15 protein-coding genes are annotated in these 14,400 nt (G+C 72.8%); 7 read left to right on the top strand and 8 right to left on the bottom strand.

The features are described 5' to 3' along the window. Positions 1–10: 10 nt before the first annotated feature. On the bottom strand, positions 11–934 hold the full coding sequence (locus tag OCT49_RS07520; RefSeq protein ID WP_283851109.1) for a rhomboid family intramembrane serine protease: 924 nt from the start codon (positions 932–934) through the stop codon (positions 11–13). A gap of 166 nt (positions 935–1,100) precedes the next feature. Between OCT49_RS07520 and OCT49_RS07515 the strand changes: the two genes are divergently transcribed. Beyond that, the gene (locus tag OCT49_RS07515) at positions 1,101–1,844 is read left to right on the top strand and encodes a vWA domain-containing protein (protein WP_283851108.1); all 744 of its coding nucleotides are present in this window, start codon (positions 1,101–1,103) and stop codon (positions 1,842–1,844) included. A gap of 100 nt (positions 1,845–1,944) precedes the next feature. Next, positions 1,945–2,454 carry a pyridoxamine 5'-phosphate oxidase family protein gene (locus tag OCT49_RS07510; protein WP_283851107.1) on the top strand — a complete coding sequence of 170 codons (510 nt, stop codon included), beginning with the start codon at positions 1,945–1,947 and terminating at the stop codon, positions 2,452–2,454. A 94-nt stretch (positions 2,455–2,548) separates the two neighbouring features. On the opposite strand, the gene OCT49_RS07505 is transcribed toward OCT49_RS07510, so the two are convergent. Genes OCT49_RS07505 through OCT49_RS07495 form a run of 3 tightly spaced genes read right to left on the bottom strand, consistent with a single transcriptional unit; the run spans position 2,549 to position 5,573 of the window. Beyond that, positions 2,549–3,556 (bottom strand): acyl-CoA dehydrogenase family protein, encoded by a 1,008-nt coding sequence (locus OCT49_RS07505; protein ID WP_283851106.1) that lies wholly within the window; start codon positions 3,554–3,556, stop codon positions 2,549–2,551. After that, positions 3,556–4,701, bottom strand: coding sequence for an acyl-CoA dehydrogenase family protein (locus OCT49_RS07500; protein ID WP_283851105.1), 1,146 nt, complete (start codon positions 4,699–4,701; stop codon positions 3,556–3,558). The genes OCT49_RS07505 and OCT49_RS07500 overlap by 1 nt, the downstream gene beginning before the upstream one ends. Further along, positions 4,701–5,573 carry an enoyl-CoA hydratase gene (locus tag OCT49_RS07495; RefSeq protein WP_283851104.1) on the bottom strand — a complete coding sequence of 291 codons (873 nt, stop codon included), beginning with the start codon at positions 5,571–5,573 and terminating at the stop codon, positions 4,701–4,703. The genes OCT49_RS07500 and OCT49_RS07495 overlap by 1 nt, the downstream gene beginning before the upstream one ends. Before the next feature lie 93 nt (positions 5,574–5,666). On the opposite strand from OCT49_RS07495, the gene OCT49_RS07490 reads away from it, so the two are divergent. From OCT49_RS07490 to OCT49_RS07470, 5 genes are all read left to right on the top strand, one after another. Continuing rightward, positions 5,667–6,449: an SDR family oxidoreductase gene (locus OCT49_RS07490; RefSeq protein ID WP_283851103.1), complete on the top strand. Its 783-nt coding sequence runs from the start codon at positions 5,667–5,669 to the stop codon at positions 6,447–6,449. A gap of 73 nt (positions 6,450–6,522) precedes the next feature. Beyond that, positions 6,523–7,134 carry a TetR/AcrR family transcriptional regulator gene (locus OCT49_RS07485; RefSeq protein ID WP_148834288.1) on the top strand — a complete coding sequence of 204 codons (612 nt, stop codon included), beginning with the start codon at positions 6,523–6,525 and terminating at the stop codon, positions 7,132–7,134. Between the two features lie 33 nt (positions 7,135–7,167). Next, positions 7,168–8,325, top strand: a complete 1,158-nt coding sequence (locus OCT49_RS07480; RefSeq protein WP_283851102.1) for an acetyl-CoA C-acetyltransferase — start codon at positions 7,168–7,170, stop codon at positions 8,323–8,325. Positions 8,326–8,672: 347 nt separating this feature from the next. Beyond that, complete coding sequence (locus OCT49_RS07475; protein ID WP_004985680.1) at positions 8,673–8,876, top strand: cold-shock protein; 204 nt, start codon at positions 8,673–8,675, stop codon at positions 8,874–8,876. Between the two features lie 164 nt (positions 8,877–9,040). Further along, positions 9,041–10,720, top strand: a complete 1,680-nt coding sequence (locus OCT49_RS07470) for a DEAD/DEAH box helicase (RefSeq protein WP_283851101.1) — start codon at positions 9,041–9,043, stop codon at positions 10,718–10,720. A 94-nt stretch (positions 10,721–10,814) separates the two neighbouring features. On the opposite strand, the gene OCT49_RS07465 is transcribed toward OCT49_RS07470, so the two are convergent. From OCT49_RS07465 to OCT49_RS07450, 4 genes are all read right to left on the bottom strand, one after another. Further along, the gene (locus OCT49_RS07465; RefSeq protein ID WP_283851100.1) at positions 10,815–11,876 is read right to left on the bottom strand and encodes an NAD(P)H-dependent flavin oxidoreductase; all 1,062 of its coding nucleotides are present in this window, start codon (positions 11,874–11,876) and stop codon (positions 10,815–10,817) included. Further along, entirely contained in the window at positions 11,876–12,664 is a 789-nt protein-coding gene (locus OCT49_RS07460) for a CoA-transferase subunit beta (protein WP_502963452.1), read from the bottom strand. Before OCT49_RS07460 ends, OCT49_RS07465 begins: the two co-directional genes overlap by 1 nt. 14 nt (positions 12,665–12,678) lie before the next feature. Then, positions 12,679–13,533, bottom strand: a complete 855-nt coding sequence (locus OCT49_RS07455) for a CoA transferase subunit A (protein WP_283855701.1) — start codon at positions 13,531–13,533, stop codon at positions 12,679–12,681. A gap of 83 nt (positions 13,534–13,616) precedes the next feature. Then, entirely contained in the window at positions 13,617–14,366 is a 750-nt protein-coding gene (locus tag OCT49_RS07450; RefSeq protein WP_283851098.1) for an enoyl-CoA hydratase family protein, read from the bottom strand. Between the last annotated feature and the right edge of the window lie 34 nt (positions 14,367–14,400).

Here is a 14,400-nt window from a genome sequence, read left to right as displayed (position 1 = left end):
CCGGACCCGCTCAGCCGGTCAGCGCGGACGTCTTGAGCACCACCAGCAGCACCAGCACGGCGCCCAGCACCACGCACGCGGCGGCCTGGACCACCGTGCGGCGCCCCGCCGGCGCGTAGGCGTACGCCACCGTGACCAGACCCCCGGTCAGCAGCCCGCCCAGGTGGCCCTGCCACGAGGTGAACCCGGCCGAGATCAGCATCCAGAGCAGGAAGCCGGCCATGAAGCGGTTCACCGCCCGCATGTCGCGGCCCAGCCGGCGGTGGATGACGTAGAACGCCGCCCCGAGACCGAAGACCGCACCCGAGGCGCCCACCGTGCCGTCCGACGGCGCGATCAGGTACACCAGCACCGAACCGCCCAGCGCGGACAGCAGGTACAGCGCGAGATAACGGACCCGGCCCAACTGCTCCTCGACGACCCGGCCCAGGTTCCACAGCGCGTACATGTTGAACAGGATGTGCAGCACCCCGAACGGCAGCGAGCCGAAGGACGAACCGTCCGGCGGCAGGTGCAGGAAGGCCCCGGTCAGCAGCCGGTACCACTCGCCGTCCACCACCCCGACCACGTCGAAGCCGGGGAAGCTCCCGCCCTCGTACAGGTACTGGTTCCCGTCCGGGCCGTTCAGCCCCGCACCGAGCATCGCGAACCGGTCGACGATCCCGGGCCGGACCAACTCCCCCACGTAGGCGAGGACGTTGAGACCGATCAGCACATAGGTGACCAGCGGCACCGCGGACCTCGCCACCGCGCCGCCGAACACGGTGCGCGCCTGCCGGATCGAACGCTGCCCCTCCTTCACGCACTCCACGCAGTGGTGCCCCACGGCGGCCTCGCGCATGCAGTCGGGACAGATGAAGCGTTCGCAGCGGACGCAGCTCACGTACGTCTCGTACGACGGATGCCGGTAGCAGGTGGTGATCGCGGCCTCCACGGCAGGCTCCTTCACGGGTGGACTGGCACGAGCGGCCGGTGGGGACGGCGGCGATCAAGATAGCGAACCACCGGCGTCCGGGAACACCCGGGTGCCCTACGCTCGGAGGGACCCGCACAACGCTCGGGGGACCCGGCACACACGTCGAGGACCGGAGAGGGACCGCATGACCGACCCGTCCGCCGCACAGGGCCCGGCGATCGGCCTCCACAAGATCGAGGAGACCGCGCCCGCGCTGGTCAGCCTCTACAAGAGCGCCGCGCTCTCGCTGGCGAAGCACCGCATGGACGGCGAACGCGCCGCGGTCTACCTGGTCCTCGACCGCTCCGGTTCCATGCGGGGGTACTACAAGGACGGCAGCGTCCAGGCCCTGGCCGACCGGGTGCTGGGGCTGGCGGCCCACCTGGACGACGACGGCCGGGTGCCCGTCTTCTTCTTCTCCACGGACATCGACGCCGTCGCCGACGTGGCCCTGGACAACCACCGCGGCCGGATCGGGGCGATCGCGGCGGACCTCGGCCACATGGGACTGACCAACTACCACCTGGCCATGGACGCCGTCATCGACCACCACCTCGAAAGCGGCGCCCCCACCCCCGCGCTCGTCGTCTTCCAGACGGACGGCGGCCCCACCAGCAGACACGCCGCCGAACGCTACCTCTGCAAGGCGGCGAAACTGCCGATGTTCTGGCAGTTCATCGGCTTCGGCAACAAGCGGAGCAACCAGTTCGACTTCCTGCGCAAGCTCGACGAACTGCCCGTGCCCGACAAGCGGCCCGTCGACAACGCCGGCTTCTTCCACGCCGGATCCGACCCGCGCCGGGTCCCGGACGCCGAACTCTACGACCGGCTCGTCGCCGAGTTCCCGCAGTGGCTGGCCGCGGCCAGGGCCCGGGGCATCGTCGGCTGAGGACCCCGCCGTGCGGGGACGGCCGTCCCGGGCGACCGCGCCGCCGATCGGGCGACCGGACGGGAAAACCGGACAGAAGGTGTCGGGATTACGGGGTTCCATGGCTGCCATGACATCGAGTTCCTGGGAAGAGTTCCATACGGCGGAACCTGCCTTCGCCGACGCCGTCCACGCCCGCTTCGGGCAGCACAAGCACCACGTCCTGGCGACCCTGCGCAAGGACGGATCGCCGCGCGTGACCGGGCTGGAGGTGGACTTCCGCTTCGGCGAGCTGTGGCTCGGCATGATGCCGAACTCGCGCAAGGCGCTGGACCTGCGCCGCGACCCGAGGTTCGCGGTGCACGCCAACCCCGGGCCGGACGCCGACATGACGGACGGCGACGTCCGGGTCTCCGGCCACGCCGTGGAGGTCACCGACCCCGGCATCCTGGCCCGCTTCGTCGAAGAGGTGAACCCGCCCCAGCCGTTCCACCTCTTCCGCACCCGGATCCAGGAGGTGGTCCGCGTCTCCGTGGAGGGCGAGGAACTGGCGGTCCGGACCTGGCGGCCGGGGAAGCCGGTGCGCACCATCCTCCTGCGCGGGGAGGCCGAGCCCCCCGAGGGGAACTGACCGCCCCCGCACCGAGGAGCCCGGCCGGCCCCGCTCAGCGCCCCCCGGGCCCGCCCCGGTCCGACGGTCCCGGGGCGGGCCCGGCCGACTCCGCTCAACGCCTCCCGGCCCCGCCCCCGCCCGCCAGCACCTGCGCCCGGCACGCCCCCGGCGTCCCCCACGCGTCCCGCAGGGGGCGGGCCCGGCGCAGCCACAACGACAGGTCCAGCTCCTGCGTGTACCCCACCGCCCCGTGCAGCTGCAGGGCCGCCCGCGCCGCCGCGTACCCCGCCTCGCCCGCCGTCACCTTGGCCGCCGCCACCTGCGCCCCGGCGTCCGGCGCCCCCTCGGCGAGCGCGAGCGCCGCCCCGTACAGCAGCGGACGGGCGAACTCCAGCCCGATCAGCACGTCCGCGAGCCGGTGCTTGACCGCCTGGAAGGAGCCGACGGCCGTACCGAACTGGGTGCGCTGCTTCACGTACCCGACCGTGGCCCGCAACAGCGCCTCGCCCGTGCCGAGCGCCTGCGCGGCCGTCGCGAACGACGCCCACTCGAAGGCCCGGCCCGCCGCCTCCCGCACCCGCGGACCGGCGGCGAGCACCTTCCCGCCCGGCTCGGGCCGCCACAGCCGCCGGGCCGGATCGGCCGACACCCGGAGCTCACCGGGACCGGGCGCGAGCCGCAACTCGTCGCCGGCCACGGTGAACACGGCGTCCACGGCGTCCGCGTCCAGCGCGTACGGCCCGTGGTCCGCCGACCGCAGCGTCGCCGACGCCGCGCCCGACGCCAGCGCGGGCAGCCACTCCCCGGCCACCGGACCGCCCACCCCCGCCAGCAGCACCCCGGCCGCGACCGTCTCCACCGCCGGCCCCGGCACCGCGTGACGGCCCAACTCGGTGAAGGCCACCGCGACTTCGACCGGCAACGGGCCCACGCCCCCGTACTCCCCGGGAACCGCCAGCGCGAACACCCCCGCCTCCGCCAGCCGGGACCGGAGGGCTTTGCCCGGCCCGTGGTCCCCGGCGGCCCAGGCCCGCACCACCGACGGGGTGTCCGAGGCAGCCAGCATCCCGTCCAGCGAACGGGCGAACTCCCGCTGCTCGTCGTCCAGGAGGAACCGCATCAGCGCCGCCCCTTCGGCAGGCCGAGCAGCCGCTCGGCGACGATGTCGCGCTGGATCTCGTTCGTACCGGCGTAGATGGGGCCCGCGAGGGCGAAGACGTACCCCTCGCCCCACGCGGAACCGGCCAGTTCCCCGTCCGGGCCCAGCAGGTCGAGCGCCGTCTCGTGCAGCGCGATGTCGTACTCGGACCAGAACACCTTGTTCAGGCTGGACTCCGCGCCCACGGCCGTACCCGCCGCGAACCGCGAGGCGGCGGCGCAGGTGAAGAGCTGATAGGCGCGCGCCCCGATCACCGCGTCCGCCACCCGGTCGCGCAGCGCCGTGTCCGACGGGTCGCCGTGGGCGCGCCACAGCCCGGCGAGCCGGTCGGCGGAGGCCAGGAAACGGCCGGGGGAGCGGAGCATCAGCCCGCGCTCGGCGCCCGTCGCCGACATGGCGATGCGCCAGCCCTGCCCGGGTTCCCCGATGACGTCCTCGTCCGGCACGAACACCTCGTCCAGGAACAGCTCGGCGAAGGCGGGCTTGCCGTCCAGCCGCCCGATCGGCCGGACCGAGACGCCGGGCGCCGACAGGTCGAACATCAGATACGTCAGCCCCTGGTGCGGCTTCGCGGCCCCGGGGTCCGTACGGAAGATGCCGAACGCCCGGTCGGCGAACGCGGCCCGCGAGGACCAGGTCTTCTGCCCCGACAGCAGCCAGCCGCCGTCCGTGCGCACCGCCCGCGAACGCAGCGACGCCAGGTCCGAACCGGCCTCCGGCTCGGACCACGCCTGCGCCCAGATCACCTCGCCGCTCGCCATCGGCGGCAGGATCCGGGCCCGCTGCTCCTCGGTGCCGTGGTCGAAGAGCGTCGGGGCGAGGAGGTTGATGCCGTTCTGCGAGACCCGGCCGGGCCCGCCCGCCGCGTAGTACTCCTCCTCGAAGGCCAGCCACCCGAAGACATCGGCGTCCCGGCCGCCGTGGACGGCCGGCCAGGAGACCACCGACCAGCGGTCCGCGTACAGCCGGGCCTCCCACTCCCGGTGTGCGGCGAAGCCCTCGGCGGTCTCCAGGGACGGCAGCGGTTCGGCGGGCACGTTGGCCCGCAGCCAGCGGCGCGCCCCGGCCCGGAACTCCTCCTCCTGCGGCGTGCGCGACAGGTCCATCAGCCGCCCGCCCGCTTCATCGCGGCGACGTCCATCCCGCCCAGCGGGTCCGCGGCCGTCTCCGCGTTGTGCGCGTGGGCGAGGTGGTGCAGGCCGAAGACCGAGTCCAGACCGGTGTGCAGCCCCTGGAGGTCCTCGGCCTGGTTGACCGCACGCTTGGCGAGGGCCAGCCCGAGGCGCGGCATCGTGGCGATCCGCTCCGCCAACTCCCGGGTGCGGTCGTCGAGTTCGCCGGGCGCCACCACCTGGTTCACCATGCCGGTTTCGTACGCCCGGCAGGCGCTCATCCGGTCGCCGGTGAACAGGAACTCCTTCGCGATCCGGGGCGGCATCACCCAGGGGTGCGCGAAGTACTCGACACCGGGAATGCCCATCCGCACCACCGGGTCGGCGAAGAAGGCGTCCTCGCTCGCCACGATCAGGTCGCAGATCCAGGCGAGCATCAGCCCGCCGGCCACGCACGCCCCCCGGACCGAGGCGACGACCGGCTTCGGCAGTTCGCGCCAGCGCCTGCACATGCCGAGGTAGACCTCCGACTCGCGGGCGAACCGGCTCTCCGCACCGGCCTTGTCGCTGTGGTCCCACCACAGTCCGGCCCGGCGCTCGAAGGGCAGGTGCGCGTCGCGGCCGGGCGTGCCGATGTCGTGGCCCGCCGAGAAGTGCTCCCCGGCGCCCCTCAGCACGACCACCTTGACCTCGGCGTCCTCGGCGGCCCGGTAGAACGCGGCGTCCAGGGCGTAGGTCATGGCCGAGTTCTGGGCGTTGCGGTAGCGCGGACGGTTCATCGTGACGTACGCGACCGGGCCCCGGCGTTCGTACAGCACCGGGCCGTCCCCGCGGTCGTCGGCGGATGTGTCGTGGGCATCGGGCATCGGCTCATCCTTCCCTAACAAGTGTTTGGTAGGTTAACGTACGGGCACGAGCACCGTCGAGGATCCGAGGAACGGGACCGAGGAGGCACGGGCGTGAGCGCACCGCAGTACGTACCCGGACACGGACTGCTGGCCGGCCGCACGGCCGTCGTCACCGCCGCCGCGGGCGCCGGCATCGGCGGAGCCACCGCCCGCAGGTTCCTGGAGGAGGGCGCCCGCGTCGTCATCGGCGACCTGCACACCCGCCGACTGAAGGAGACCGAGGACGCCCTCGCCGCGGAGTTCGGCGCGGACCGCCTCACCGCACTGCCCTGCGACGTCACCGACGAGACCCAGGTCCAAGCCCTCTTCGCACGCGCCGAACAGGCCCACGGCGGCCTCGACATCGTCGTCAACAACGCCGGACTCGGCGGCACCGCCGAACTCACCGACATGACCGACGAACAATGGACCAGGGTCCTCGACACCACCCTGAACGGCACCTTCCGCTGCACCCGCGCCGCCCTGCGCTCCCTGCGCGCGGCCGGCCGCGGCGGCGTCGTCGTCAACAACGCCTCCGTCGTCGGCTGGCGCGCCCAGAGCGGCCAGGCCCACTACGCCGCCGCCAAGGCGGGCGTCATGGCACTCACCCGCTGCGCCGCGATCGAGGCCGCCGCATACGGAGTGCGCGTCAACGCCGTCGCCCCCAGCCTCGCCATGCACCCCCACCTGGCGAAGGTCACCTCGCCCGAACTCCTCGACGAACTCACCGCGAAGGAAGCCTTCGGCCGCAGCGCCGAACCGTGGGAGGTCGCCAACGTCATCGTCTTCCTCGCCAGCGGCTACTCCTCGTACCTGACCGGCGAGGTCGTCTCCGTCAGCAGCCAACGTGCCTGACCGGGCACACCCCGGCCCGCCGCCCCCGCCCGCCGGACCGGGGCCGGGCGGGCGCCGGGCGGAGAATGGGCAGGTGCCTACCAAGAAGAAGCCCCAGGGAACCCCCTCGCCCGAACGGCGCCGCGAACTGCTCGCCACCGCAGCCGAGGTCTTCGCCGCCCAGGGATACAACGCCACCACCGTCCGCAAGATCGCGGACGCGGCCGGAATGCTCGCGGGCAGCCTCTACTACCACTTCGATTCCAAGGAATCGATGATCGACGAGATCCTCTCGACCTTCCTCGACGAACTCTGGGAGGGCTACGACGCGGTGCTCGCCGCCGGACTCGGCCCCCGGGAGACCATCGAGGCCCTCGTCACCGAGTCCTTCCGGGAGATCGACCGGCACCGCGCCGCCGTCGCCATCTACCAGAAGGAATCCAGGCACCTGGCCGCCCAGCCGCGCTTCCAGTACCTCGTCGACTCCCAGCAGAAGTTCGAGAAGGCCTGGCTCGGCACGCTGGAGCGCGGCGTCGCCGACCGGACCTTCCGCGCCGACCTGGACATCCGCCTCACCTACCGCTTCGTCCGCGACACCGTCTGGGTCGCCGCGTCCTGGTACCGGCCGGGCGGACTGCACAGCCCCGAGGAGATCGCCCGCCAGTACCTCTCGATGGTCCTGGACGGCATCGCCCTGCGCACCTGACCCACCCGCCACGCCCCAGGAGGAACAGCAGCCATGACCGAGGCATACATCGTCGAAGCGGTACGCACCCCGGTCGGCCGGCGCGGGGGCGGACTCGGCCATGTCCACCCCGCCGACCTCGGCGCCCACGTCCTGAAGGCACTCGTCGAACGCACCGGCATCGACCCGGCGGCCGTCGAGGACGTCGTGTTCGGCTGCCTCGACACCGTCGGACCCCAGGCCGGCGACATCGCCCGCACCTGCTGGCTGGCCGCCGGACTGCCCGAAGAGGTCCCCGGCGTCACCATCGACCGCCAGTGCGGCTCCTCCCAGCAGGCCCTGCACTTCGCCGCCCAGGGCATCATGTCCGGCACCCAGGACCTGGTCGTCGCGGGCGGCACCCAGAACATGACCCAGATACCCATTGCCTTCGCCTCCCGCCAGGCCGCCGAACCCCTCGGCCTGACGGACGGCCCCTACGCGGGCAGCGAGGGCTGGCGCGCCCGGTACGGCGACGCCCCGGTCAACCAGTTCCACGGCGCCCAGCTCATCGCCGAGAAGTGGGGCATCGGCCGCCGGGACATGGAGGAGTTCGCACTCCGCTCCCACCACCGCGCGATCCGCGCCGTCGACGAGGGCCGCTTCACCCGCGAGACCGTACCCCTCGGCGACGTCACCACCGACGAGGGACCGCGCCGCGACACCACCCCGGAGAAGATGGCCGCACTGAAACCGGTCGTGCCGGGCGGCACGATCACCGCCGCCTGCTCCTCACAGGTCTCCGACGGCGCCGCCGCCCTGCTCATCGCCTCCGAACGAGCCGTCGCCGACCACGGCCTCACCCCCCGCGCCCGCGTCCACCACCTCTCGGTGCGCGCCGAGGACCCGATCCGCATGCTGTCGGCGCCGATCCCCGCCACCGCGCACGCCCTGAAGAAAACCGGAATGACCATCGACGACATCGATCTGTTCGAGATCAACGAGGCATTCGCCCCCGTCGTCCTGGCCTGGCTGAAGGAGACCGGTGCCGACCCCGAACGGGTCAACGTCAACGGCGGCGCGATCGCCCTGGGTCACCCGCTCGGCGCAACCGGTGCCCGGCTGATGACCACTTTGCTGCACGAACTGGAACGCACCGGCGGCCGCTACGGCCTCCAGACCATGTGCGAGGGCGGCGGCCAGGCGAACGTCACCATCGTCGAACGACTCTGACCGCCGGACCCGGCCCGATGCCGCCGCCGCACCTGCGCGGACCAGGGCCGGGACCGATTCCGGCGGCCTTCCGCACACTCCCCGGACCGGAAACCGCAAGGCCCCGGAGCGGAACCGGAAGGGAATCCGCCGGCCTTCGGCACGGCGTGTTCCCGCCGAAGGCCGGCGGAACGTGCTACGGTTGCCGAGTTGCAGTTTTGGTACCCATGAACTTTATGTGCGCCTGACGGGAATGCTTCCTCAGGCGCATTATTGTTTTCCGGCTTCTCCGGATGGGGCTCAATGCGGCGACTTGGAATTCGTAAAGTGCGGATTTCCGGCACTGCACCTCTGTTTAGGAGAACGACATGGCTACTGGAACCGTGAAGTGGTTCAACTCGGAAAAGGGCTTCGGCTTCATCGAGCAGGACGGCGGCGGCGCCGACGTCTTCGCCCACTACTCCAACATCGCCACCTCGGGCTTCCGTGAGCTCCAGGAAGGCCAGAAGGTCACCTTCGACGTCACGCAGGGCCAGAAGGGCCCGCAGGCGGAGAACATCGTCCCGGCCTGATCGCCGGACGCGTACCTCGCAGCCGGGGCCCGCACCGTGAAGGTGCGGGTCCCGGCTTGTGCTGTCCCCGGGCACCGCACACCGGCCGCCCCCGCAGCACTTCCCCGCAAGGGAAACACGACTTCCAGAAACCCCCGAGGAATCCCCCAGGAGGGCAATTCCGTATGACCCGCTCCGAACGCCAGGACCGACCCGCCCGCAACCGCCCGTCCAGGGGGCGCGGCACGGCCCCGGCAAAGGCAACCGCCAAGGGTTCCGGCAAGGGATCCGGCAAGGTGTCGCCCCGCCGCAGGGCCACGCCGCCGCAGGGCGAATTCGCCCTGCCCGAAACCACGACCCCCGCACTGCCCGCCGCCGAGACGTTCGCCGAGCTGGACATGCCCGCGGCCCTGCTGAAAACCCTTGCCGCGCAGGGCGTCACCGACCCGTTCCCGATCCAGGGCGCCACCCTGCCGAACTCGCTCGCCGGCCGCGACATCCTCGGCCGCGGACGCACCGGCTCCGGCAAGACCCTCGCCTTCGGCCTCGCCCTGCTCGCCCGCACCGCCGGACGACGCGCCGAGCCGAAGGCCCCGCTGGCGCTCGTCCTGGTCCCCACCCGCGAGCTCGCCCAGCAGGTCACCGACGCGCTGACGCCGTACGCGACCTCCGTGCAGCTGCGCCTGGCCACCGTCGTCGGCGGCATGTCGATCACCAAGCAGTCCGGCGCGCTGCGCCGCGGCGCCGAGGTGCTCGTCGCCACCCCCGGACGGCTGAAGGACCTCATCGAGCGCGGCGACTGCCGCCTCGACCAGGTCGCCATCACTGTCCTCGACGAGGCCGACCAGATGGCCGACATGGGCTTCATGCCGCAGGTCGTCGCCCTGCTCAAGCAGGTCGAGCCGGACGGTCAGCGGATGCTGTTCTCCGCCACCCTCGACAAGAACATCGACCGGCTGGTCAGGATGTTCCTCACCGACCCCGTCGTGCACTCGGTCGACCCGTCCGCGGGCGCGGTCACCACGATGGAACACCACGTGCTGCACGTGACCGACGCGACCGACAAGAAGGCCGTCGCCACCAGGATCGCCGCCCGGGACGGCCGCGTGATCATGTTCGTGGACACCAAGCGCGCCGCCGACCGCTTCGCCAAGCGACTGCTCGCCAGCGGCGTACGGGCCGCCGCCCTGCACGGCGGACGCTCCCAGCCCCAGCGCAACCGGACCCTGGACCAGTTCAAGAACGGCCAGGTCACCGCACTCGTCGCGACGAACGTGGCGGCCCGCGGCATCCATGTCGACGACCTCGACCTGGTCGTGAACGTGGACCCGCCCACCGACCACAAGGACTACCTCCACCGGGGCGGGCGCACCGCGCGGGCCGGGGAGTCCGGCAGCGTCGTCACCCTGGTGCTGCCGGAGGAGAAGCGGGACATGACCCGGCTGATGGCCGACGCGGGCATCGCCCCCCGCACCACCCGGGTCTCCTCCGGGGACGAGGAACTCGTCCGGATCACCGGCGCCCGCGAACCGTCCGGAGTCGCGGTCGTCATCGAGGTCCCCCAGCCGACCCCGCCGAAGCAGCGCACCCGCTCGAACAGCGGCTCCTCGGGCGGCGGCTCCCGCTCGGGCGGCCGGAGCCGGAGCCGACGCGGCGGCACCGGACAGGGCGGCGGCGAGGCCCGGGCCACGACCGGTTCCGCGCGCGGTACGGCCGGCACGGGCGGCACAGCCCGGTCCGCCGGCCCGGGCACGGGACGCGGCGGCGAAGCCCGCACCGGGACCGGACGGTCCGGCACGGGACGCGGCGGCTCCGGCGCCGGGCGCGGCGGGGCGACGACGGGGCGCGGCCGCAGGGCCGCGTAACCGTACGGGGCGGGGCGGTGGCGCCGGGTCGCGTAACCGTACGGGACGGGGCGGTGGCGACCCGGCCGGGGGCACCACCGCCCCCGCCCCTCCCTCAGCCCGCCGGGGCCCCGGCGGGCGGCAGCGCCCCCAGCACCGCGTGGGCCTGCGCCATCACCCGCTCCACCAGCTCCGCACAGCTGGGCAGGTCCTCGATCAGCCCCGCCACCTGACCCGACGCCATCACGCCCAGATCCGTCCGCCCGTCCACCATGGACGCCTTCAGGAGCATCGGCGTGTTGGCGGCCAGCAGGACCTGACTCCAGGACAGGTCCTTGCCGTGCTTCATCGCGAGACCGTCGCGCACCATCCGGGACCAGCCGACGCCGAAGATCCGCCGGAAGCCCGCCGCCCGCCGCACCGCCTGCGCCAACGCCCGTGCCCGGCCCGCCCGTTCCAGCGCGGCGACCAGCTCCGTGCGCAGCATCCGGTGCGGCAGCCCGTCCACCGCCGTGGTGACCGTGACGTCCTTGACCCCCGCCGCCAGATAGCGCGCCTTCACCGCGTCCGGCACGGTCGAGTCCGACGTCAGCAGGAAACGCGTACCCATCGCGATGCCCGCCGCCCCGTACGCCAGCGCCGCTACCAGGCCCCGCCCGTCGTGGAAACCGCCCGCCGCGACCACCGGGATGTCCACCGCGTCGACGACCTGCGGCAACAGCACGGTGGTGGCCACCTCGCCGGTGTGCCCGCCGCCCTCGCCGCCCTGCACGATCACCGCGTCCGCACCCCACGCCGCGACCTTCTCGGCATGCCGCCGGGCCCCGACCGACGGGATCACCACCACCCCCGCGTCCTTCAGCTCCGCGATGAGCTCCTTCGACGGGGCCAGCGCGAAGGACGCCACCGCCACGCCCTCCTCGACGATGATCCGCACCCGCTCGCGCGCGTCACCCGCGTCGGCGCGCAGATTGACCCCGAACGGCTCGTCCGTACGGGACTTGACCTCCCGCACCGCAGCCCGCAGTTGCTCGGTGCTCATCGTCGCGGAGGCCAGGACGCCCAGCGCCCCGGCCCGGGCCGTCGCGGAGACCAGACGGGGGCCCGCGACCCAGCCCATGCCGGTCTGCACGAGGGGGTGACGGACCCCGACGAGCTCCGTGAACGCGGTGCGCATCAGGCCCCCACCTCCCGGTTCCGGGCGCCCCGCGGATCGACGACCTCGCGGATCAGGCGCAGCTCCTTGGCCGTCGGCTCCCGGGTGCACGGGACCTCGTCCGGGACCACGAGCGGGAAACCGGTGGCCGCGCGGACCTGCTCGACGGTGACACCGGGGTGCAGCGAGGCCAGCCGCATCGAACGGTCCGGCGTCGCGAAGTCGAGCACGCAGAGATCGGTGACCACCCGGGGGATGCGGTGGTGACGGGTCACGGACGGGCCGGCCGCGGCGGCGTTGTCGTAACCCACCCCGCACACCATGTCGACGCGTTCGACGAAGACCCGCGGGGAATGCTTCGGAACCCAGTAACTGACCGGATTGTTCAGGGTGTTGACCGGCGCGCCGCGCACCCCGAGCAGCTGCCGGGCGGGCCGTTCCCAGTCGCCGATGCAGGAGATGTTCTGATTGCCGAACCGGTCGAGCTGGCTCGCCCCCATCATCACGTGCCGTCGGCCGCCCGTCACCATGGCCAGGTGCAGCCGGTACGGCAGCCAGCCCTCCGTGCTGCCGTCCGGGTCGACGATCAGCGCCTCGCCGTCGGTGAGCAGCAGATCGGGCGAGAAGGTGAGCCGGGCGAGCCGGGCCCCGACGGACGGGATGACCCCCATCGGGGCGGCGAGCACCTCGCCGTCGCCGCGCCAGGCGTCGGCGCAGGCGATCACGCAGTACTCGGCCCGGGTGACGGGACCGGCGGACGATCCGGCGGACGGGGTGCCGGGGGTGCCGGCGGACGGGTTGGCGGACATGCCGTTCGTGGGGGTCATTCCCGCTCCTCGTGCCAGGCCCGGACGGCCGACCGGTAGCTGTTCTCGTCGCCGTCCGCGGGCAGGAAACGCTCGGTGAACGCGGCCCAGGCGACGGGATCGGCGGCGGCGGTCGCGTACTCCTTCTGGAACGCCTCGTCGCGCGGGTGGTCGGGCACGCAGGAGGTGAAGTGCGCGCCGCCGGGGGTCTCGACGACACCGGTGACGGAGTGCCGCTTGACCAGGAGGGTCTGCGGGGCGGCCTGCTCGGTCAACTCGGCGGTTTCCACGAGGTGTTCGCAGGAGACGTACGCGGTGTCGGCCGCCTCGCAGAACAGGTCGTCGAAGTACGGGTCGGGGCCGAGGTACTGGCCGTTGCCGAAGCGGTCGGCGCGGTTCAGGTGGACCAGCGCGGCGTCCATCCGCAGGGCGGGCATCGCGACGAACTCCTCGCCGTCCGCGTACGGCGAGACGACCGTGCGCAGCTCCGGGTTGACCCGCATCACGTCCGAGCCGAGACCGGCGCGCACGGGGAGAAACGGCAACCGGTTCGCGGCGGCGTGCAGCCCCCACATGAACATCGCCTCGTCGATCTCCGTCAGCTCGAACGCGCCGCGCTGACGGGCCGCCCGGAAATGGGGTTCGAGCGGGATCGAGTCGAGGGTGGCGAAGGCCGCGACCAGCTTCCGGATCCTTCCGGCGGCGGCGAGCAGCCCCACGTCGGGGCCGCCGTACGAGATCACGGTGAGATCGGTGACGGGGGAGCGGAGCAGCGCCCGCACCAGGGCCATCGGCTTGCGGCGCGAGCCCCAGCCGCCGATGCCGATCGTCATCCCGCTGTCGAGCCGGGAGACGACGTCCTGCACGGTCATGGTCTTGTCGGTCCTCGTACCGGTCCCTGCACCCGTTCTCGCGCCGGCCCTCGTGCCGGTGCCCGTCCCGGTATCGGTTTCGGTCATGGTCCTTCCTCCCTGCCGAAGGCGTCGCGGACCCGGTCCGCGACCCCGCCGAGATTGGCCTCGAAGGTGAATCCCTGCTCGAAGCGGTAACTGCGGCGCACGTCCACCGGATCGATGCCGTTGATCGCGGCCTTGGCCAGCCGGAGCAGGGTGCCGTCCTTGCGGGCGATCTCGCCCGCCAGCTCCAGCGCGGCGGCCAGGAGCCCGTCGCGCGGCACCACCTTCCAGACCGAGCCGTGGGCGTGCAGCTCGGCGGCGGTGGCGGTGCGCGAGGTGTAGTAGAGCGCGCGCATCAGGTGCTGGGGCACGAGCCGGGCGAGATGGGTCGCCGCGCCGAGCGCGCCCCGGTCCAGCTCGGGCAGGCCGAACGTCGCGTCGTCGCTCGCCACGATCGCGTCCGCGTTGCCGACCAGGCCGATGCCGCCGCCGAGGCAGAAGCCGTGCACCGCGGCGACGACCGGGACCTCGCACTCGTACACGGCGGCGAACGCCTCGTAGCAGCCCCGGTTGGCGCCGAGCAGGGCCCCGTGCCCGCTGTCGCGCTGGATCTCCTTGATGTCGACGCCCGCGTTGAACCCGCGCCCGGCGGCGGCCAGCACGACGCAGCGGACACCGGGATCGCGGCCCGCCGCCCGGAGCGCGTCGGCGAGCTCGTACCAGCCCCGCACGGGAAGGGCGTTGACGGGCGGGTGGTCGACCGTGACGAGACGGACGCCCCTGCCGGGGCGCGTGGTGGAGACACCCATGAGCGAATCAGCTACCTTTCCACCAAACATTTGT

Source organism: Streptomyces sp. ML-6 (assembly GCF_030116705.1).
Classification (GTDB): Bacteria; Actinomycetota; Actinomycetes; order Streptomycetales; family Streptomycetaceae; genus Streptomyces.
The sequence above is the reverse complement of the archived record's forward strand: the minus strand, read 5'-3'. Positions and strand labels throughout refer to the sequence as shown.

Excerpts from the sequence above, each read along its gene's own strand:
- OCT49_RS07515 (WP_283851108.1), top strand. The coding sequence starts at position 1,101 with ATGACCGACCCGTCCGCCGCACAGGGCCCGGCGATCGGCCTCCACAAG.
- OCT49_RS07510 (WP_283851107.1), top strand. The coding sequence starts at position 1,945 with ATGGCTGCCATGACATCGAGTTCCTGGGAAGAGTTCCATACGGCGGAA.
- OCT49_RS07505 (WP_283851106.1), bottom strand. The coding sequence starts at position 3,556 with ATGCGGTTCCTCCTGGACGACGAGCAGCGGGAGTTCGCCCGTTCGCTG.
- OCT49_RS07500 (WP_283851105.1), bottom strand. The coding sequence starts at position 4,701 with ATGGACCTGTCGCGCACGCCGCAGGAGGAGGAGTTCCGGGCCGGGGCG.
- OCT49_RS07495 (WP_283851104.1), bottom strand. The coding sequence starts at position 5,573 with ATGCCCGATGCCCACGACACATCCGCCGACGACCGCGGGGACGGCCCG.
- OCT49_RS07480 (WP_283851102.1), top strand. The coding sequence starts at position 7,168 with ATGACCGAGGCATACATCGTCGAAGCGGTACGCACCCCGGTCGGCCGG.
- OCT49_RS07475 (WP_004985680.1), top strand. The coding sequence starts at position 8,673 with ATGGCTACTGGAACCGTGAAGTGGTTCAACTCGGAAAAGGGCTTCGGC.
- OCT49_RS07470 (WP_283851101.1), top strand. The coding sequence starts at position 9,041 with ATGACCCGCTCCGAACGCCAGGACCGACCCGCCCGCAACCGCCCGTCC.
- OCT49_RS07465 (WP_283851100.1), bottom strand. The coding sequence starts at position 11,876 with ATGCGCACCGCGTTCACGGAGCTCGTCGGGGTCCGTCACCCCCTCGTG.
- OCT49_RS07460 (WP_502963452.1), bottom strand. The coding sequence starts at position 12,664 with ATGTCCGCCAACCCGTCCGCCGGCACCCCCGGCACCCCGTCCGCCGGA.
- OCT49_RS07455 (WP_283855701.1), bottom strand. The coding sequence starts at position 13,533 with ATGACCGTGCAGGACGTCGTCTCCCGGCTCGACAGCGGGATGACGATC.
- OCT49_RS07450 (WP_283851098.1), bottom strand. The coding sequence starts at position 14,366 with ATGGGTGTCTCCACCACGCGCCCCGGCAGGGGCGTCCGTCTCGTCACG.